Below are 20441 nucleotides of genomic sequence, written 5' to 3' on the forward strand. Positions count from 1 at the left end.
AGTGCGGTCTGCACGCGCTTGCTGCGGGCGTAGGCGCGGGCGCCCCGATAGTCGGGGTCGGCACGGTACTCGAGGTCGTCGACCGGCAGACCTGACGTGTACATCCCGCCGGACGACATGAAGATGACCCGCGCGTCCGCACTCGCGGCCAGCGTGGGCTCCAGCAGTCCGGTGAGCAGAATCGGCCCCAGCACGTGCGTGGCCAGCGAGAGTTCGTGTCCCTGCGCCGACTCGGTCCGGTTCGGCGGCATGACACCCGCATTGTGGACCAGGACGTCGACTCCGACAGCGGCGAGCCGCGTCGCCAGCTCCCGCACCTGATCGAGGTCGGAGACGTCGCCCAGCTCGACGCCCACCGTGGCGCTGGGATGCGTGCGAATGATGTCCGCGCGGACGGCGTCGGCGCGGTCCCGATTGCGTCCGATCAGGATCGGGTGCCCGCCCAGGGCCGCGACCCGACCGGCGATGGCGGCACCGATGCCCGAGGTGCCGCCGGTGACCGCGACGGTGCGGTCGACCAGAGATCCCGCAGCCGGGTCGTCGGAGTCCCAACCCCGCGCACGCAGCGCGAATCCGAGTCGGGAGTACCCGCCGACCACTGATCGGTCGAGTGCGGTGTCTGCCAGGCGCGCCATCGCTTCTCCTTCGTCGATCCGACTTGGACAGCGAACTTCCCTCTCAACATTACACAGAGGGGCTATTTTGTCGAAGGTTATGATTTGGCATGATCAACCGGAACCACTGAACTGAGAGGCGAGGGCGCAATGAGCGAGGGGCTGCGGATCGGCGACGTGGCTCGCCTGGTGGGAATCTCCGCCACCACGCTCCGTGCCTGGGAGCAGCGCTACGAGGTGGTGACACCCACCCGAGCTACGCAGTCGGGCTATCGGCACTACGCGCAGGCCGACGTGGAACGTCTGCGCCACATGCGCGCGCTGGTGCAGTCGGGCATCGCCCCCAGCCGCGCCGCAACCATCGCCAGGGACACCGTCCGACCGCCGTCGACGCCGCTCCCGGGCGCTGCGCCCTCGCTGCTCGACGATCACAGCGCACTGGTGCACGCGGGCCTCTACTACGACGGCCCGCAACTGCAGGCATTGCTCGACGCCGTCTTCGACGCCGTCGATCCCGAGGAGGCCATCGAACGGTGGCTGCTGCCCAATCTCGTCGACGTCGGGACGGCGTGGGAGCACGGGCGGCTGAGCGAGGTGGCCGAACATTTCGTCGCGGCGGCGGTGATGCGCAAGCTCGGCGCACTGTTCGACGGCCTGAGCGCCAGCGGCAGCCGGGTGGTGGTGGGACTGCCGCCTCACGCCCGACATGAGATCTCCGCGCTAGCCTTCTCGATATGTCTACGGCGACGAGGGCTCGAGGTGCTCTACGCGGGCGCCGACGTGCCGCTGACCAGTTGGCAGAGCTTCGCCACCGAGTGGGCGCCGCAGACCGTGGTGCTGACGGTCACGATGGCCGACGACGTCCCCTTCGCCGAACAGACGGCGGCAGCATTGCGCGAGCACGGGGTGCCGAAGGTGTTCGTCGGCGGGGCCCACGCCCACCGCGTCCGCTCGGCGATCGCACTGCCGGAGTCGCTGCCGTTGGCGGCCGATGTGCTCGCCAACGCCGTCGCGAAGCAATGAGGAGCCGCCCGTGAGCCGACCACCACGCACCGCCGCACTGCCCGCCGATCCCGCGGCACTGTGGCGCGGCCTGGACGACGACGATCCCGTCGGCCCGCTGTGGCGCGCCGCGCAGATCTTCCGCCTGGTCAGCTTCCTGTACGCGCTCGGCTTCATGGTGGCGGTCAACGGCGACCTGGACCATCCGGCGGCCGCGTGGATCCTGTTCGCCGTGCTGGTGGTCGCGAACATCTGGTGGACCACCGGCTACCTGTCGGGTTTCGGCCGACGCTGGTGGTTCGTCGCGACCGAGGTGGTGGTCTCGGGCGCGATGATGCTGTCGACGGAGTTCGTCGCCTCCAGCGAGTGGATCACCAACAACCAGACCTGGCCCACCACCCTCTGGATGACCAACGCCGCCCTCTCGGCCGCGCTGCTCGGCGGTGCATGGTGGGGACTGGTGGGCGCCGTCGCCCTGAGCTTGACGAACTATTACGTCAAGGGCGAGATCGTCACGAACTTCGGCCGCAACGCCACCGCCATCCTGCTGATCGCGTCGTCGATGGCCGTCGGCATGGCGGCCTCCCGCGCACGCCTGATGCACTCGCGGCTCACCTCGGCCATCCAGCTGGCCGCACAGTCGGCCGAACGCGAACGGCTGGCCCGTGAAGTGCACGACGGAGTGTTGCAGGTCCTGGCGTTGATCGCCCGGCGTGGACGGGAGATCGGCGGCCCGACGGCCGAACTCGCCGCGTTGGCCGCCGAGCAGGAACGATTGCTGCGGCACCTCATCTCCGACACCCCCGTCGTCGACGACACCGCCGACCGTGATCTGGGACCGGCCCTGCGGCTGCTGGCCGACGACCGCATCCAGGTGAGCGCACCGGGCGAGCCGGTGCTGCTCGACGCGACCGTCGTCGCCGAGATCCTCGCCGCGGTCGGCAACATCCTCGACAACGTCGAGCGCCACGCCGGCCCCGACGCCCGGACCTTTGTGCTCCTGGAGGACCTCGACGACGAGGTCGTGGTCAGCATCCGCGACGACGGCGTCGGCATCGAACCCGGCCGACTGGCGCAGGCCTCCGCCGAAGGTCGGATGGGCATCGCCCGCTCGATCATCGGCCGCGTGGAAGACCTCGGCGGTCGGGCGCGGCTGGAGTCGGCGCCCGGCGCGGGGACAGAATGGGAACTGACCGTTCCGGTCGACACCAGAAAGGCCAACCCATGACCGACGCCCCGCTCCGCGTGATGGTGGTGGACGACCACCCGATCTGGCGCGAAGGCGTCGCCCGCGACCTGGCCGAGGAAGGCTTCGACGTGGTCGCCACCGCCGACGGCGCCACCAGCGCCGCGGCCCGCGCCGCGGCCGTGAAACCCGACGTGGTGCTGATGGACATGCAGATGCCCGACGGCTCCGGCGCCGTCGCCACCGCGGGCGTCCTGCAGGCGCATCCCGGCGCGCGGGTGCTGGTGCTGTCGGCGTCCGACGAGCGCGACGATGTCCTCGAGGCCATCAAGGCCGGAGCACTCGGGTACCTGGTGAAGAGTGCGCAGCGGTCGGAGCTGGTGGCCGCGGTCCGCGCGACCGGCGACGGCCAGGCCGTCTTCACGCCCGGACTGGCCGGGCTGGTGCTGGGTGAGTATCGGCGCATCGCCCGCTCCCCCGACCCCGACACCCCGACACTCACCACCCGCGAGACCGAGGTGCTTCGACACGTCGCGAAGGGGCTGTCGTCGAGGCAGATCGCCACGCGCCTCGAGATCAGTCCGCGCACCGTCGAGAACCACGTCGGCGCCGCGCTGCGGAAGCTGCAGCTGGGGAACCGGGTGGAGTTGGCGCGCTATGCGATCGAGCACGGGTTGGATGCCGAGGGATAGTTCGGTGCCCGGATAGGGCGGCATCCGGATAGGTCCGCTGCACGGGTTCCGCACGAGCAAGTCCCCATGCTTTCTGCGTAATTCTGCGCATGTCTGAGTAGCCCGCACCGGCGAGGCTTAACAGCATGAACGAGAACACAGATCCAGCAGTCGCGGCCGCCCGCCTCGGCGACGAGCTGTCGAGCATCGCGGGTCGGATGTCGACGGTGTCCGACGACTTCGCAGCCCTGGCCGAGAAACTGGCCGAGAGCGCCGTCGCCCGGTTCGCTGTCGGTGTCGAGTCGGAGGCTGCCGAGAAGGTTGTTGTCGAGAAGGCTGCTGCGGAGAAGGTTGTTGCTCCCGCTCCTGCTGAGTCGGATCGTCCGGCTGCGTCGCAGGCCGGTCCGCAGCCCGTGACACCGGTGGCAGCGCAGGCTGCACCGCAGCCGGCTCCCCAGCCTGTTGCTCCCCAGCCTGTTGCTCCGCAGGCGCCGCGTCAGACGCCGACGGTGGTCGTGCCGATGGGCCCCGTGCCCCAGACCGGACCCGCCCAGACTGGACCCATACAGACCGGACCCACCCAGACCCGCCCCCCGGAGCCCGGACCCACGCGCCTGATGCCGACGCCGCAACTGCAGTACGCGACCGCCCCGCAGGGCCCGCGTCCCCCGCAGGGGCAGATGCCGTTCGCGCCGTACCCGGCACCGGGCTGGACCCCGACGCCGCCCGCTCCGAAGCGGAGCTTCTCCGAGCGGTTGTCGGAGGCGGCGGAAGGCGGCCTCATCGGCCGCGTGCTGGCGGCCGTCGGCGTCGGCATCACGCTGATCGGCATCGTCTTGCTGCTGGTTCTGGCCGCGCAGGCCGGCCTGTTGCGCCCGGAGATCCGCGTCGCGGGCGGCGCCGTATTCGCGGCCGCGCTGATCGGCTTCGGTTACCGGATCGGACGCCGCGAGGAGAAGCGCTCCGGCGCCCTCGCACTGCTCGCCACCGGCGTGGCCGCCGCGCTGTTCGACGTCATCGCTTCCACGTCGATCTACCACTGGCTCCCGCCGATCGCGGCGTTGCTCCTGGGCGGCGCCATCGGCGCGGGCGGACTGTGGATGGCCCACCGCTGGAACAGTCAGACGCTCGGCCTCATGGTCTCGATCCCGCTGCTGGTGTTCGCACCCGTCGTGGCAGGCGGCGTCGACGAGACGCTGGTCGCCTTCATGATGGTCTACGCGGCATCGACCCTGTGGATGCAGACCGGTCGCGACTGGACCCCGCTGTACCTGGTCAACACCGTTGCCACCACGCTGCCGCTGATCGTGTTCGCGGCGTTCGGCGGCGGATCCGACTGGTTCCTGGTGATCGCCGGACTGGTGAACCTCGCGTTGGCGCTCGGCTCGGCTGTCGTGCTGTCGGCCAGCAGCACTCGCGCCCTGGTGCTCGGCTTGGCCGCTGTCGGTGCGGGCGTTCCGCTGCTGGTGATGGCCAGCGAATGGGTCCTGACCCGTCCGACCGCCACCGTGACCGTCGCCCTCGGCGCGCTGGTGTTCGTCGTCGCGGCCCTCGGAACGCGTGGTCGTGCATCGATCCCGTTCGTCTGCCGCGTGGTGTGGCTCAGCGCCGGTGCGGTGTTCGCGACCATCGCCCTCGCGATCTCGATGAACGGCAGCGTGCTGCCGATCGGCTTCTTGGGCGCCGCGATCGTGGTGGTCGCCGGGACCCGCTGGGCCGACGACCTCGCCGACGCCACCCGCATCATCGCCACCGTGTTCGGCGGACTCGGCCTGCTCGCGTTGGCCGGAGTCGGTGCCGTCGCCAATCTCTTCATGACCAACGGACCGGCATCGAGCGCACAGGCAACGGTGCTGGTGGGCGCGCTGCTCGGCATCTCCGCGGCCACCCTGCTGGCCCGCGAGTGGGGCGAGTACGCCCCGACCAACGCTCAGCTGATCTGGCTGGCCGGCGGAGTGATCGACCTCTGGCTGATCACCGTGCTGTGCGTCAGCATCGGCGGCGTCGCCACCAACGGCTCGGCCTCGGGCTTCCGCGCCGGACACATGGCGGCCACGCTGATCTGGTTCGGTTCGGCCGCCGCGGCCCTGATGTGGGCCCGCACGCTGACCGGCCCGGCGCGGTCGTTGGCCCTGGGCACCGGGCTCGCGGTGATCGCCGCAGCGGTCGCGAAGCTCTTCCTCTTCGACCTCGCCGCCCTCGCCGGAGTGTTCCGCGTGATCGCCTTCATCGTCGCCGGCCTGGTCCTGCTGTCCCTGGGTGTCGCCTACGCCCAGAGCCTGACCTCCGACGACGCCGAAACCCAGCCGGAGCCGGTCCCGGCCGCGCACTAGGACGAGCGAAAAACTTCGGCGTTCGAAACGGGCATACAGCCCGTTTCGAACGCCGAAGTTTTTGCGTTGGCTGGCATCCCCGGGGTCAAGGCCTCCCCAACGACACTTCGGTGGAACCAGATCGGCCCCGGCCGCGTCTAATTGCCATGGGGGCAATGTTCACGAACGGACCGGACCGAGCCGATCTACCTGCGATCGCCGTTGCGCATCACCTGGCGGAGCACGACGGGATCGTCACCACGGAACAGGCACTGGCCTGCGGGTTCACTGCCGATCGAATCAGGGCGAAGCGACGCAGCGGGCTGTGGGTGCCTCAGTCGCGGGGCGTCTTCCTGTCGTTGGAGCATCCGCTGCACGACGCTGCGCGCATCCGGACGATCGCGGCGGCGAAGAACGCCGTGATCGACCGCACCTCCGCGGCCTGGTGGCACGGCCTGCTCCGCGAGCACCCCGGTGCGGTGACGGCGTCGGTTCCGCGAACCACCAATACCCTCGAACTGGCGGGCGTCCCCGCCGACCTTCGGCGTCGCACCTACCCCGGCGAAGACCTGATGACCGTGCGCGGGGTGCCCGTGACCGGACCTGCGCTGTCGATACTCGGAGCAGCCTCCATGCTCGACAACGGCCTCGACTTCCTCGACCGCATGATCCAGAAGGAGGTGGTCACCGTGCCCGAGCTCACCGACGCCCTCGACCGCAACCGGGGATCGGGCGGTCTCGGCACCGCGCGGAAGCTGCTGAAGATCGCCGCGGGCGCGTCGGAGTTCGAGGCGGAACGACTCTTTGTCCGCCTGATCCACGGATTCGCCTTTCACCGCTACGAAGACCGCTGGAACCGCGACCTGCACAAGGCAAACGTCGCGGCTGGCGCAGGCTACCTGCCGCTTCCGTACTCGTGGCAGAACCTCAACGCCGAGCGCGAGGAGTCGATGACGCAGGTCGCCCGGGCCGTCGCCTCACGTCGGGCAGAACTGTCGTGACCTGCAGACTCACAGGGGGAGCCAACGAGGCCACCATTCGGGTCGGCCCGTCGGACAGATGGGGGTGTACCCGGGCACGTCGGCCCAAAGGATGAAGAGATAGCCGACGACCGCGGCCGCTAGGACACCGACGAGAACAGAAATCCACGGCCGCTTCCGCCCCCACGCGAAAGCACTGACACCGTAGGCGAGGGTGAGCACAACAAAGGAGACGATCAGCAGCACCGGAGCGAGAAAGAACGTCACGTACCAGCCTTCTCCGGGACTGCGGTCAGCCCCCGGAAACGGTTCACACGATGCGATCAATCGATCACGGAGGTCGAGGCCGAAGTACGTCACCACCACGCTCAACGAGACGCACAGTACGAGCCCGAGCGGCACCAGCCAATCACGTTGCTTCACTTTGTCCGCTTCTTCAGTCTGATGCTGTTCCCACATGGTCCTGGCAATCGTAGACATGTCGACGATCGCCGAGGTTGCGTCGCAGCCCGAGTCAGAACGAGCCCGAGTGGCAGAACTGTCGTGACCGGCAGACGACGAACGCCCGCCCGCACCGGCAGGTGCGAGCGGGCGTCGAATGGTCCGCGGGTCAGGCGGCGGCCGAGGTCGCGACGGCGTCTTCCAACGCCAGCGCGATGATCTCCGCGACGTCGGTCATCGGCTTCACCTCGAGCGCGTCGAGGACCTCCGCGGGCACGTCGTCCAGATCCGCCTCGTTGCGGCTCGGGATGAACACCGTCGTGAGCCCGTTGCGCTGCGCGGCAAGCAACTTCTGCTTGACGCCGCCGATCGGCAGGACCCTGCCGTTCAGCGTGACCTCGCCGGTCATCCCGACATCGCTGCGGACACGTCGGCCCGTCAGCATCGAGACGAGCGCCGTCACCATCGTCACGCCCGCCGACGGCCCGTCCTTCGGGACGGCGCCTGCCGGGAAGTGGATGTGAACGGTCCCGTTGAGGGCGGCCGGATCGATGCCGAAGTCGGCAGCGTGCGCCTGCACGTAGCTCAGCGCGATCTGCGCCGACTCCTTCATCACGTCACCCAGCTGACCGGTGAGCTTGAGCTGCGGACCGGCGGCCCCTTCGCTCTTCTCACTCGATCCCGTCACCGCGAGGGCCTCGATGAACAGCACGTCGCCACCCATCCCGGTGACCGCGAGTCCCGTCGCCACGCCGGGCACCTCGGTGCGCTCGGCGGATTCGGGGGTGAACCGCGGCCGACCGATGTAGTCCACCAGCGACGGCACGTCGACGACGATCGGTGCACCGTCCGCCGCATCGCCGGTCGCCTTGACCGCGACCTTCCGCGCGACCTTGGCCAGCATCCGCTCGAACTGACGGACACCCGGCTCACGCGTGTAGTTGGCCGCGATCTCGCGCAACGCGTCGTCGCTGATCCTGACCTCGTCGTCGGTCAGCGCCGCGCGCTCCAGCTGGCGGGGAACCAGGTAGTCGCGGGCGATGGCGACCTTATCCTCTTCGGTGTAGCCGTCGATGGTGACGAGTTCCATCCGGTCGAGCAGCGCCGACGGGATGTTCTCGACCACGTTGGCGGTGGCCAGGAAGACGACGTCCGACAGGTCCAGATCCAGATCCAGGTAGTGGTCGCGGAACGTGTGGTTCTGCGCCGGGTCCAGGACCTCGAGCAACGCCGCCGACGGGTCGCCTCGGTAGTCGGAGCCGACCTTGTCGATCTCGTCGAGCAGGATCACCGGGTTCATCGAACCGGCCTCGCCGATGGCGCGGACGATCCGACCGGGCAGCGCGCCGACATACGTGCGACGGTGGCCGCGGATCTCGGCTTCGTCGCGGACGCCGCCGAGGGCCACGCGCACGAACTTGCGGCCGAGCGCGCGGGCGACGGATTCGCCCAGCGAGGTCTTGCCGACGCCGGGCGGACCGGCCAGCACCATCACCGCACCGGATCCGCGACCGCCGACCACGGACAGTCCGCGCTCAGCGCGACGCGCGCGCACCGCCAGGTACTCGACGATCCGATCCTTGACGTCGTCGAGACCATGATGGTCGGCGTCGAGGATCTCGCGGGCTCCGGCGAGGTCGGTGGAGTCGTCGGTCGTCACCGACCACGGGAGGTCGAGCACGGTGTCGAGCCAGGTGCGGATCCATCCGGTCTCCGGACTCTGGTCGGACGCGCGCTCGAGCTTGCCGACTTCGCGCAGCGCCGCCTCCCGCACATTGTCGGGGAGGTCGGCGGCTTCCACACGACCGCGGTAGTCGTCGGCGCCTTCGGGTTCGTCCTCGCCGAGTTCCTTGCGAATCGCGTTGAGCTGTTGGCGCAGCAGGAACTCCTTCTGCGTCTTCTCCATGCCCTCGCGGACGTCGGACGCGATCTTGTCGCTGACCTCGGTCTCCGCGAGATGCTCGGCGGTCCAGCCGATCAGCAGTCGCAGTCGCTCGTCGACGTCGGGTGTCTCCAGCAGCTGGCGCTTGCGTTCCTCGCCGATCCACGACGAGTAGCCCGACGTGTCGGCCAGCGCCGACGGATCGGTGATCCGGTTGACAGCGTCGATCACCTGCCACGCCTCGCGACGCTGCAGCATGGCGAGGACCACCTTGCGGTACTCGGCGGCCAGCTCACGCGTGGTGTCGGTGGGTGCGGGCTCGTCGACCAGGTCGACCTCCACCCACAGCGCCGCGCCCGGGCCGGTGGTGCCGGTCCCGATGTGGGCGCGCTGCTCGCCGCGCACAACGGCGAACGAGCCGTCGCGGCCCTGCATGCGCCCCACCTGGACGATCGACGCGAGCACGCCGTGCGTGGGGTATCGGTCGTCGAGGCGGGGTGCGATCAGGATCTTGCCGCTGTCGGTCGCGGCGTCGTCGCTCGCGCGGGCCGCGTCGATCGCGGCCTGTCCGGCGTCGTCCAGTGGAACCGGCACCACCATTCCGGGCAGCACCACGAGGTCGGAAACGAAAACGACGGGGACGGAAATGTTCTCAGACATGACACCTCCAAAGTTCAGTCTGACCGACTCAACCCAAGAGGGTCTTGATTTGTTCCGCCCGATGTGTTCGCCCTCAGCGATAACACCCCCTGCTGGGCGACGGCCGCCGCGACGCTCTACCAGTCCGACTCGTCGAAGACCACCATTCCTCGGATGTTGTTGCCTTCGAGCATGTCGTCGTAGGCCTTGTTGATGTCTTCGAGGCGGTAGGTCTGAGTCACGAGATCGGCCAGGTTCAGGGCGCCGGCGCGGTACTCGTTGAGGAGCTTGGGGACCTGGGTGCGGGGGCCGGCGCCGCCGAAGATGGCGCCCTGCAGGCGCTTCTGGAGCAGGGTCATCTCGAAGAGGTTGAGCTTGACGTCCATGGCGGCGTAGTCGCCCATGCCCACGACCACCGCAGTGCCGCCCTTGGCGGTGAGCGCCATGGCGGGTGCGATGTACTCGCCCTTCATCTCGCCGATGGTGAGGACGACGGCGTCGGCCATGGTGCCCCAGGTCATCTCACCGACCGCGGGAATCGCGGCTTCCATCGATTCGAAGGTGTGGGTGGCGCCGAGCTTCTCGGCCATGTCGCGCTTGAACTTGACCGGGTCGACCGCGATGACGTGTCGCGCGCCGGCGGCCTTGGCACCCTGGACCGCGTTGATGCCGACGCCGCCGATGCCGACCACGACCACCGTGTCGCCGACCTTGGCTCCGCCGATCTCCGTGACCGAACCCCATCCCGTCGCGACGCCGCAGCCGAGCAGCGCGGCACTCTGCAGCGGGATGTCGTCCTCGATCTTGACCAGCGAGGCCTGATTGACCGTGATGTACGGCGAGAAGGTGCCGAGCAGGCACATCTGGGTGAGGCCGACGTCGCCCTGGGTGACGCGATGCGTCTTGTCGGAGATCGACAGTCCGGTCAGCAGTCCGGCGCCCTCGTCGCAGATGTTCTGCGCGCCGCGCGAGCACGGGCCGCAGACGCCGCAGGCGGGGATGAACGCGGTGACCACGTGATCGCCCTCGGCGAACCGGGTGACGCCCGGGCCCACCTTGACGACCGTGCCCGCGCCCTCGTGTCCGCCGACCACCGGGAACGGCGCCGGGCTCTGGCCGGTACGCAGGTGATGGTCGGAGTGACAGAGGCCCGAACTGGCGAGGCGCACCTGAACTTCACCGGCGACGGGATCGCCGAGTTCCACCTCCTCGACCTTCCACTCCTCGTTGACGCCGTGCAGAACTGCGGCCTTCGTCTTCATCCCGAACACGCTCTCTCTCGACTCAGTGGCGGCCGTCACATTCGGCCCGAGCCCATCCTGTCTCGAATTCCCGTGCCGCGTGGGGCATTCGCGGCGATACCGTGGCCGCCGCGCGCACTCGCCGGACTCACAAGGAACAACGACCATTCGTTAAGGCGACCGCCAGGCATCGCGTTCCACAATCGACAGCAATGAAGATGATGCACCCGCACCCACTCGCCACCGCCGCCCTGTCGACCCTGGCGGTCGCCGTCGCATGCATCGCGCTGATGGTTTCCTGGGCGACCATGCCGGGCAGCGACCACCGCGCGCCTTCCTCGGCGAGAGCGCCCCTCGCCGATCAGGCGAAGTCCGACGCAACGCAACGCATCCATCACTCCGCGCCGCACACCGACCCCGCGGAGAACTCTGCCGACCACGCCGCCGGACCGCTCGACATGACGTCCGCGGCCCGTCACGGCGACGTGCGGGCGATCCGCGTACGGGACGACCGCCCGGCACCCGACAGTGGGCAGGCCCACAGTCCCGAGATCATCGCACCCCGCGGCACGGCCGACCGACCGGCGTCCGAGGTCGAGTCGGAGCGGTTCATAGTCCGCAAACCGAGCGTCGCCGGCCGCGGGCTGCTGCCACTTATCCCCGGTCAGACCCACACTTCGGAGTTTCGAGCCGCCTCCGTCGCAAATGCGGGGTTCGTCGATTTCATCGTCGACGCGACGACCGCTTCGTGAGCTGACGCGCGGCCGACCACGACACTCCCCCGCCCAGCACAAATAGCGATGACAGCGGCCCTACCAGTAGCATCCCGCGTGTGAAGTTTGCTGGAAACGGAGCCGAGGCCAAGCCTCGGACCCGTCACAACGAGGATGCGGCGACAGGCAACACTTCCGGGTATCGACTCGACCTGGACGGCCTGCGCGGTATTGCGATCTTCCTTGTCGCCGTCTTTCACGTCTGGTTCGGCCGGGTGTCCGGCGGCGTCGACGTGTTCCTCACGCTCTCCGGTTACTTCTTCGTCGCATCCCTGCTGAAGCATGTGGTCCGGTCGCAGCCGGCCGAGGTCTCGTGGCGCGCCGCGATCGATCCCTGGCCGCGCCTGAGCCGACTGCTGCGCCGCCTGATCCCGGCACTGTTCCTGCTGCTGGCCATGATCGCGGTGGGCGTCTGGTGGCTGATGCCGAGCACCCGCTGGGGTCCGCTCGGCAAGGAACTCATCGCCTCGGCGTTCTACTACCAGAATTACCACCTGGCCTTCCTGTCGCAGGACTACGGCGCCGCGAACTCGGCGATCAGCCCGATGCAGCACCTGTGGTCGATGTCGATGCAGGGCCAGTTCTTCGTTCTCACCCTCCTCACCGCGCTGGCGCTGGGCGGTCTCCTGAAGTGGGGCGGCAAGCACTACGAGTTCCTGACCCGCTACAACGTCATCCGCGCGATCGTCGGTGGCGCGCTGCTGGTGGTCACGCTGGTCTCGTTCGCCTGGGCCAACTACCGCCACGGCATCAACCAGCCGTTCAACTACTACGACACGATCGCCCGCATCTGGGAGCCGATGGCCGGCGGCCTGCTCGCCATCTGGATGCCCAAGCTTCGCCTGGCCAACTGGATCCGCACCCTGGTGACGATCTTCGCCGTCGCGATGATCGCGTCGTCTGGCATCTGGATCGAGGGCGTGGAGCAGTACCCGGCCATGCTGGCGCTGGTCCCGGCCGGCTCGGCGCTGCTGCTGATCTGGATCGGCTCGTCGGCCACCGCGCCGCGCCCGGTCCCCGGCAACGACCTCAGTCCCGGCGGCCGCGTGCTGGCGCACCCGTGGATCGTGTGGCTCGGTTCCATCGCCTACTCGCTGTACCTGGTCCACTGGCCGCTGCTGATCTTCTACATGAACTGGCGCGCCGTCGACGACGTCAGCTTCCTCGAGGGCACCGTGATTCTGGTGATCTCGGTGATCGCCGCGTGGCTGATGACCAAGTTCATCGAGGCCCCGCTCCGCGCGGGCCGCGGCACCGGCTTCACCCAGCAGTACCGTCGCATCCTGTCGGCGATTCTGATCGCCGCCTCGATCTTCGCCCTCACCAGCGCAGGCTACTGGCAGTACCGCCAGAACCAGATGATCGTCGACACCACCAACCTCGACCCGCGCGAGTACCCGGGCGCCGCGGCCAATCTGCTGGGAGCGCCGGTTCCCGCAGTGCCGGTGGCACCGTCGCCGGAGGCCGCCGCCGAGGACTGGCCGATCAGCCATCTGCCGCACTTCTCGAACTTCGGTGATCCATCCATCAAGGTCGGCTCGTACGGCGACGTGAACGCCAAGCGGACCATCGCGCTGGTCGGCGGCTCACACTCCGAGCACTGGATGACGGCGCTCGACAAGCTGGGCAAACAGCGCGGCTTCCGCGTCACCACGTACATGAAGGCCGGTTGCGCACTCTCGACCGAGGCCGAGGTGAAGATCGACGGCCGCACGCTGACCGAGTGCAACGACTGGACTCGCGCGGTGATGGACAAGATCGCCGTCGACAAGCCGGACTTCGTGTTCACCACCGCCACCCGCCCCGCGGAACGCGGCACCAAGGGCGACCTGGTTCCCAAGGGCTACATCGACATCTTCAAGGAGTTCCGCGACAACGGCCAGCGGGTGATCGCCGTTCGCGACACCCCGTGGCCGCGGACCCGTCAGCAGCCGCCGGACTGCATCGCCGACGGCAAGCTGCCCACCGAGTGCGGCACGCCGCGCGCGCGGGCGCTCTCGCCGGAGAACCCGGCCGACGAGCTGATCGAGGACTTCCCGAACATGACGTTCCTCGACTACAGCGACGCCTTCTGCACGCCGGACTACTGCCCCGCCGTGGTCGGCAACATCCTGGTGTGGCATGACTACCATCACGTCTCGACCGCCTTCATGCGCAGCCTGGTGCCGTTCATGGACCCTGACCTGGGCAAAGCCACCGGCTGGTGGTGACCGTCCGCAGCTGTCGGACCCCTGATGCACAGCTGACACACAGCGTTGCCTGTTAGCGTCGCCGACTAGTGCCGCGTCGCGACGGCCCCGCTTCGGAGCCTCGCGACGGGCCGCGGTCTCCGTCGACGCACGGGAACCGTTCCGCGTCCGCTAGTCGTATGAGGTTTGATGTCGTCCCTCACTGTCGCCCCCGAGGTAGCCGCAGGCTCCGCCGGCTCCAGGCCGTCGATCACCGGTACCACGCCCCCGTCGGCGTCGACCGAGGTCGCGTCGCCCAAGCGCCCGTACCTCCATCACGTCGACCTCATCCGGACGACGACCTTCGCGCTGGTCATCTTCATGCACGTGATGACCTCGACCACCGCCGAGTTCGAGAACATGGGCGTCAATGCGACGGCCCTGCTGCTGCACGGCACCCGCAACATCTTCTTCGCGCTCACCGGCTTCGTGCTGATGTACCAGTACCTCGATCGTCCGGACTTCCGCGCGACGTCGTTCTGGCGTCGCCGGATGAAGCTGGTGATCGTGCCGTATCTGGTGTGGTCGGCCCTGTACTGGGTGATCACCGTGATGTGGGTGAACGCCCGGCTGGGCGAGGTCCCGACCAGCCTCGACGAGCTCGGCGAGCAGCTCATGTGGGGCACCGCCGCATATCACCTCTACTTCCTGCTGGTGATGCTGCAGGCGTACCTGCTGTTCCCGCTGCTGCGGAAGCTGATCATGAGCACCCGCGGCCACCACGGCAAGGTGCTCGCGGTGAGCGTCGCGGTCCAGGTGACCGTGCTGAGCCTGATCAGCTACTGGACACCGCCCGCGGGCTTCGCCGCCGAGATGTGGGGTCACCTGTACGCCACGGTCGTCCCGTACCAGCTGCTCATTGTGATCGGTGCGCTGGCCGCCGCCCACCGCGATCGCGTGGCCGAGATGCTCCGCGGCCGCGGCGAACTGATCGGCTGGCTGTTCCTGGCCACAGGCATGCTGGCGATCGGCGCGTACGCGCACCGGGTGATCTTCAACGGCGCTCCGATCCACGATCCGGGCAGCCCCTTCGAGTTGACCCTGCTTCCGTTCATCGTCGTCGCGGTGGTGGCGCTGTACGCGCTCGCGCTGCACTGGACCACCCATCACCGCGCACACATGCCGATCATGGCGAAAGTGGTGTCGTACGCGTCCAACCGCTCGTTCCCGGTGTTCCTGGTCCACGTGATGGTGCTGTTCTTCCTGCTGTACCCGAAGACCGACGACGGCCAGAAGTGGCTGGTGGCCGCCCTGCCGCAGCCGCTCGCGACGCTCACCGTCTACCTGCTGACCGTGACGATCTCGCTCGCGATCGTCGAAGTGCTGCGACGCCTGCCGGGATCGCTGTACCTGACCGGTCGTCCGCGGCTGCCGCTGAAGCCGATGATCTGACTGCCGATGATCTGACGTTTGTCCGACTCTCCGGCTAAAATCTGCATGCCCGGTGCAAATTTTCCGGGAGTGGATTGAACTGAAAGGGAGATCATGACCGACACCTGGCTCACCAGCCTCATCACCGAGACGCCGCAGGAAGGTTTCGAACTCGCGATCACACTCAGCAGGCGCGGCGTCAAGTACACCCAGCCCGACGGCGAGATCCTGCACCGGCTGCGCCCCGACTACGCCGAGGACGCCGACTCGTTGATCGCCGGCTCGCAGGTGGTGGCAGTCAACTTCCAGACGGTGGCCGCGGCCAACGGCTACTGGCGCTGAGAGTCCGGGCGACGCCCGAGGTCGCACACCACGACGGCCGCGTGACCGTGCTCGTCGGCGGTCACCAACGCCACCTCCGTGTAACCCGCGGCCCGCGCTCGACACAATCCTTCGATCGGCGCGGAACCGCCCGACGTCGGCACCACTCCGACCACCCGTCGATCGGCGGGTGGTCGAATGCCCCCGGAAACCGCCGCGACGATCGGCACATCGCCGCCCACGGAAGCCAGCACCTGGTCCACCGCGGTCAGCGGACCGGCGCGCTTGAGTGAGACGTCGGCGGTCCGCCGCCCGGTGACGACGGTGACGGCGTCGACGGCGACCACCCGTCCGGGCACGCCGACCATCACCAGCGCCGCCCCTCCCACCGACAGCAGCACTGCCCCGGATCGCTGCATCAGGATCGACGCCCCGACCGCGATCGACGACGGCACCCCGCAGCCGTCGTCGATCACGTCGAGCGCATGGACATGCGGCACCCCGCCGAGCCCGAGGCGGACGCAGACCCCTGCCGCCGACTCCGCCGAGCCGAGTGCCGCGCCGACGCTGATCACCGCGGTCAGTCCGAGGGGTTCGATGTCGGCGTCACGCAACGCCCGCAGTTCGGGACCGCGACCGTCGGTCGCGCTCGCTGCGGCGATGCCCGCGATCCGCACGCGGACCGGCCCCGACGACCCGCGGGGCGGGCTCGCGGCGGCGCGCGGAAACTCAGGCATGCGGCCAACGCTACGTGCGGCCGACCACCCGGTAAGCCATCCGAATGACGCCCGGTTTTCGGTACGTGAGCAGTGCCTTTACCCGGTGCGCGAGCGACCGGTCCGCAGCATGTCGAGCACTGCGCGCGGCCGTGACAGCAGCGCCTCGCGAAACTGGTTGCGCACCAGACTCAGCAGCGAGCATCGGTCGCACGGTGAGATCACCCCGACCACGTCGATCCCCCACGCCCGGCACAGCGCCACCGCCCGGGCGATGTGGAAGTCCTGCGTCACGATGGTGGCGGATGCGACGTCGAACTCGGCGACGGCTCGACGACAGGTGGCGTTGGTGTTGAGGCCCAGCGGATCCTCGATGATCGCTCCCGACGGCACTCCGTGCGCCTCCAGATACGCACGCATCACCCGGACCTCGTTACCCGCGTCGTCGGCGTCGTTGCCGGAGACCAGAAGCGTCTGGGCGTGACCGGCACGGTAGGCCTCGACCGCGACGTCGAGGCGTGCGCGCAGGTAATCGCCGGGCTCGTCGTCGGAGACTCTGGCGCCCAGCACGATCATCGTGCGCGGGGCGTCGTCCGGGATGGCCGACGCATCCACCACGCGTCCCCGAGCCGCCACCGCCAGCGCGCTGGAGGTGACCACCACGATCGCCTCCATCACGATCACCAAGGTCAGCACGGCCAGGCGCAGACGACGAGGGGGAATCCGGCGGCGAGTCACCGACTCAACGTAGACGACAGTTCCCACGTGCACGGTCATCCCGTGGCCGACGTCATGCCGGGTGCCCTGGTTCACATCGGCGATACGCCGAAGCGTCGTGCACCGGCAGGGCGGTTCGACCGACATGCCATAATTCTCGGGAAGCGAGATCTACCTGCCTCGCCCGATCAAAGGGGCGTACGTGAAGTACATGCCGGTCACCGAATCTATGTTCCTGATCGCCGAGACGCGCGATCAGCCGATGCACGTCGGCGGACTGCAGTTGTTCATCCCACGCGACGGCCAGACCACCGAAGAACTGGCCGATGAGATCTGTGAGCGCTTCTACGCCGCCACCGACATCGCGCCCATGTTCCGCAGGCGCCCGGCCACCCCGGCTCAGATGGCGGGCTACATGGCGTGGACCGAGGACGAGGACATCGACTTCGACTACCACATCCGGCGCACCATCCTGCCGCGCCCGGGCGGCCCGCTCCAGCTGCTTCGCTACGTCTCGCTGAACCACGGAGCTCTCCTGGACCGCCGTCGCCCGATGTGGGAGGTCCACATCATCGAGGGCATCGCCGGCGGGCGCGTGGGCCTGTACAGCAAGATCCACCATTCGGTGGTCGACGGCGTCTCCGCTTTGCGCCTGCTGCAGCGAGCGCTCTCCACCGACCCGGACGACCGCTCGGGAACCGCCATGTGGGTACGACGGCCGTCGCGCAAGAGGAGCAAGAAGCCTTCCAAGAGCCTCCTCGGCACGTTCACCGGCGCCGCGGGCGCGGTCGTCGACGCCGCGGGCCAGGTGGCCGGCCTGGGGCCGGCCGCAGCCCGAATCGCGGCGGCCGGGCTGACGGACAAGGATTATGTGGCGCCGATGCAGATGGCGCCCACCACGATGCTGAACCAGTCGATCGGCTCGGCCCGCCGCTTCGCGGCCCAGGACTGGCCCATCGAACGTCTCCGCGACGTCGCCCAGGCGCAGCAGATGACGGTCAACGACGTCATCCTCGCGATGTGCTCGGGCGCGCTCCGCGCCTACCTCGACGAGCACGACGACCTCCCGGCCGAGTCGCTGGTGGCGGTGATGCCGGTGTCGCTGCACACGGAGGGCGACGCCGACGGCAATGCGATCACCGCCATCTCGGTCCGCCTCGCCACCGACCTCGATTCGCCCGCCGACCGGGTGGCGGCGATCAAGGCATCGAGCAAGAGCGCCAAGAAGGCGGTCCGCGGGCTCAAGCCGCTGCAGGCGTTGGCGCTGGGCGCGGCCACCACCTGGCCGCTGGCGTTCGCCACGGTCCCCGGGTTCGTCGAGTACACGCCGCGCGGCTTCAACCTGATGATCTCGAACGTCCCCGGCCCCGAGGAGCCGCTCTACTGGAACGGCGCCAAGCTCGACGGCTGCTACCCGGTCTCGATTCCGATGGAGGGGCTGGCGATGAACATCACGGTCACGACCGTCGCGGGCAAGGCGGGCTTCGGCATCATCGGCGCTCGCGCGCAGCTGCCGAGCCTGCAGAAGATCCTGGTCCACCTCGAGAGCGCGCTGGCCGAGCTCGAAGCCCTGGAACCTGCGCAGGACTAGTGTCAGTGAGGCCCGCCCCAAACCGATGGAGCGGGCCTCACTGATCGATCAATGTGTTCGCGGATTGCGCTGATCAGGCCATCCCACTGGTGATCAGTGCGACAGTCGCACCGGCGGCGAAGTACTCGGTCAAGTTGCGTCGAATGCGGTTCAGAATCATCATCTTCTTGCTCTCCCCACTCCTTGTGTCCCAGTGACACCAACCGTAGAGCCAAGAGACTGCCGTCACAGTCCGATTGGGGAAATCGATCAGCCGGCCGGGACCTCGTCGACGACGGCGGGGGCAGCATCGACGGGTTCCACCGCATCACCATCGCCTTCGGAAGCGGCCTGCGAATCGTCGACCTCGGGCGCCTCAACGGAATCCGTCGGGGCCGAATCTGTCGGGGCCGCCGGAATCACGTCCGCGGCGGTCGTGTCGTCGAGGGCGGCCGGTGCGGAGGTCACGGGGGCCTCCTCGATCGGCGCATCGTCCTCGACCACAGGCGTCACGACCTCACTCGCCGCGGGCTCGCTCGCCGCCGGCACCGCAGCGCGCTGCACGTCGGCCACCTGCTGGCCAGCGGGAGGCTGATCGGCGTCCGGCGCAGGGGTGGTCGACTTCTTGCCGAAGAGATCGGTTCCGAACTTCGGTCCGTCGTCGGTCATCGTCACGCGGATCAGGTCCGAGGTGAACATCGGGATCACCTTCCCGGTCAGAATGTCGGTGACAGCGGTCGGGAAGGGCGCCTCTATGCCGAGCGCCGAGACCGTGTCAAGGAGTTCGTTGAGCGGTGCCAGCGGACTGCCGAAGGCCAACGAGAACGGATTCTTGATCGCGTAGACCACCGGCCCATCGCCCTGCTGCGACTTCTGGAAGATGAACGCGACGCTGGTGCACGACGCGTAGTGCTTGCCGGTCTCGCCATCCGTGACCTCGGCGGTGCCGTAGAGGGCGGTGCAGACCACCGAGCTCTTATCCGGGTCGGGGCCGTTGATCGATGCTTTCAGGAAGCCGGTCGCGACGGCGACCCCACCCAGCGCCGTCGCGGAGGCGTTCTCGCCCATGCCGAGCGCCACCGCGATGCCACCGGGCAGCGCGCGTGCCGAGGTCTGAGCCAGACCGGCACCGATGGAGAGGCCGAGGCCGCCCAAACCGTACGAGTCCGCGGTCGCCCCCAGGCTTCCTACCGAGATCGCCCCGGACAGGAACGCATCGGCGGTCGCGTTGGCCGTCCCGCCGACGGCAGTGGCCGAGGCCAGCCCCGTGCCGGCGATCGTCGCCGATCCGGGGAACATGTCGCCGAACCACGGAGACAGGCTGATGGCGGTGGCCGAGTTGAGCGCCGACAGGTTGATCCCCGCGTCGGGAAGGATCAACGGGATCAGCGCGTCGCCGATCTTGGCCAAGATGGCGGGCGATGCATCGCGACACTCCACGCTGTCGACGGTGGTGCTCGGCACCACCACCTCGCCGGCCGCGCAGGTCAGCGGGGGCGGGCCTGCGGCGCCCGCGGCATGCGCGGGAGCGGCGCCGACGACGAGGGCCGCCGACGCCGCCATCGCGGTGACGCCGGCAAGGAGCCGAGTCGATCGTGCAGGGCGATTGACGGGAGGGCGATTGACGGGAGGGCGATTGACGGGAAGGGCGATGGACAGGCTCACAGGAACTCTCTTCTACTCAGAAGGCTGGTCTACTTCCGCGAGCACGACTTCCCCTGCGCCGATGTCGCACGCTCCGTCGCCGAACTCGTACCGGACAGTAACTTCGCGGTGA

At 68.6% G+C, this 20441-nt stretch carries 17 protein-coding genes; 10 read left to right on the top strand and 7 right to left on the bottom strand.

Annotated elements, in window-relative coordinates; genetic code table 11:
- On the bottom strand, positions 1-635 hold a 635-nt coding region (locus tag GX543_RS06255), incomplete at its 3' end, for an SDR family NAD(P)-dependent oxidoreductase (protein WP_290850622.1).
- Positions 636-764: 129 nt separating this feature from the next.
- On the opposite strand from GX543_RS06255, the gene GX543_RS06260 reads away from it, so the two are divergent.
- From GX543_RS06260 to GX543_RS06280, 5 genes are all read left to right on the top strand, one after another.
- Positions 765-1637, top strand: coding sequence for a MerR family transcriptional regulator (locus GX543_RS06260; protein ID WP_290850623.1), 873 nt, complete (start codon positions 765-767; stop codon positions 1635-1637).
- Between the two features lie 10 nt (positions 1638-1647).
- Entirely contained in the window at positions 1648-2844 is a 1197-nt protein-coding gene (locus GX543_RS06265; RefSeq protein WP_290850625.1) for a DUF5931 domain-containing protein, read from the top strand.
- Positions 2841-3494, top strand: coding sequence for a response regulator transcription factor (locus tag GX543_RS06270; protein WP_290850626.1), 654 nt, complete (start codon positions 2841-2843; stop codon positions 3492-3494). Before GX543_RS06265 ends, GX543_RS06270 begins: the two co-directional genes overlap by 4 nt.
- A gap of 125 nt (positions 3495-3619) precedes the next feature.
- Complete coding sequence (locus GX543_RS06275) at positions 3620-5806, top strand: DUF2339 domain-containing protein (protein WP_290850628.1); 2187 nt, start codon at positions 3620-3622, stop codon at positions 5804-5806.
- Positions 5807-5961: 155 nt separating this feature from the next.
- A complete protein-coding gene (locus GX543_RS06280; RefSeq protein ID WP_290850630.1) occupies positions 5962-6786 on the top strand; it encodes a hypothetical protein in 825 nt (274 codons plus the stop codon).
- 9 nt (positions 6787-6795) lie between these two features.
- Here the strand turns inward: GX543_RS06280 and GX543_RS06285 are convergent, their stop codons facing one another.
- The 3 genes from GX543_RS06285 to GX543_RS06295 all read right to left on the bottom strand — a co-directional run bounded on the left by GX543_RS06285 (position 6796) and on the right by GX543_RS06295 (position 10989).
- Positions 6796-7245 carry a hypothetical protein gene (locus GX543_RS06285; protein WP_290850631.1) on the bottom strand — a complete coding sequence of 150 codons (450 nt, stop codon included), beginning with the start codon at positions 7243-7245 and terminating at the stop codon, positions 6796-6798.
- A 130-nt stretch (positions 7246-7375) separates the two neighbouring features.
- Entirely contained in the window at positions 7376-9748 is a 2373-nt protein-coding gene (gene lon / locus GX543_RS06290; RefSeq protein WP_290850633.1) for an endopeptidase La, read from the bottom strand.
- A 116-nt stretch (positions 9749-9864) separates the two neighbouring features.
- Complete coding sequence (locus GX543_RS06295; protein WP_290850635.1) at positions 9865-10989, bottom strand: NDMA-dependent alcohol dehydrogenase; 1125 nt, start codon at positions 10987-10989, stop codon at positions 9865-9867.
- Between the two features lie 191 nt (positions 10990-11180).
- Between GX543_RS06295 and GX543_RS06300 the strand changes: the two genes are divergently transcribed.
- From GX543_RS06300 to GX543_RS06315, 4 genes are all read left to right on the top strand, one after another.
- A complete protein-coding gene (locus tag GX543_RS06300; protein WP_290850637.1) occupies positions 11181-11720 on the top strand; it encodes a hypothetical protein in 540 nt (179 codons plus the stop codon).
- Between the two features lie 80 nt (positions 11721-11800).
- Positions 11801-13951 carry an acyltransferase family protein gene (locus GX543_RS06305; protein WP_290850638.1) on the top strand — a complete coding sequence of 717 codons (2151 nt, stop codon included), beginning with the start codon at positions 11801-11803 and terminating at the stop codon, positions 13949-13951.
- 168 nt (positions 13952-14119) lie between these two features.
- Positions 14120-15361, top strand: a complete 1242-nt coding sequence (locus GX543_RS06310) for an acyltransferase (protein ID WP_290850639.1) — start codon at positions 14120-14122, stop codon at positions 15359-15361.
- Between the two features lie 93 nt (positions 15362-15454).
- Positions 15455-15682, top strand: coding sequence for a hexameric tyrosine-coordinated heme protein (locus GX543_RS06315; protein ID WP_290850640.1), 228 nt, complete (start codon positions 15455-15457; stop codon positions 15680-15682).
- On the opposite strand, the gene GX543_RS06320 is transcribed toward GX543_RS06315, so the two are convergent.
- Positions 15670-16398 (bottom strand): hypothetical protein, encoded by a 729-nt coding sequence (locus GX543_RS06320; protein ID WP_290850642.1) that lies wholly within the window; start codon positions 16396-16398, stop codon positions 15670-15672. The two genes, GX543_RS06315 and GX543_RS06320, sit on opposite strands and share 13 nt — an antisense overlap.
- Positions 16399-16476: 78 nt before the next feature.
- Positions 16477-17241, bottom strand: a complete 765-nt coding sequence (locus GX543_RS06325; RefSeq protein ID WP_366929056.1) for a YdcF family protein — start codon at positions 17239-17241, stop codon at positions 16477-16479.
- A gap of 55 nt (positions 17242-17296) precedes the next feature.
- Between GX543_RS06325 and GX543_RS06330 the strand changes: the two genes are divergently transcribed.
- Positions 17297-18685: a wax ester/triacylglycerol synthase family O-acyltransferase gene (locus GX543_RS06330; protein WP_290850643.1), complete on the top strand. Its 1389-nt coding sequence runs from the start codon at positions 17297-17299 to the stop codon at positions 18683-18685.
- 249 nt (positions 18686-18934) lie between these two features.
- Here the strand turns inward: GX543_RS06330 and GX543_RS06335 are convergent, their stop codons facing one another.
- Positions 18935-20227 (bottom strand): hypothetical protein, encoded by a 1293-nt coding sequence (locus GX543_RS06335; protein WP_290850644.1) that lies wholly within the window; start codon positions 20225-20227, stop codon positions 18935-18937.
- Positions 20228-20441 lie beyond the last annotated feature (214 nt).

The organism is Gordonia sp. (in: high G+C Gram-positive bacteria), assembly GCF_012515855.1.
Taxonomy (GTDB): domain Bacteria; phylum Actinomycetota; class Actinomycetes; order Mycobacteriales; family Mycobacteriaceae; genus Gordonia.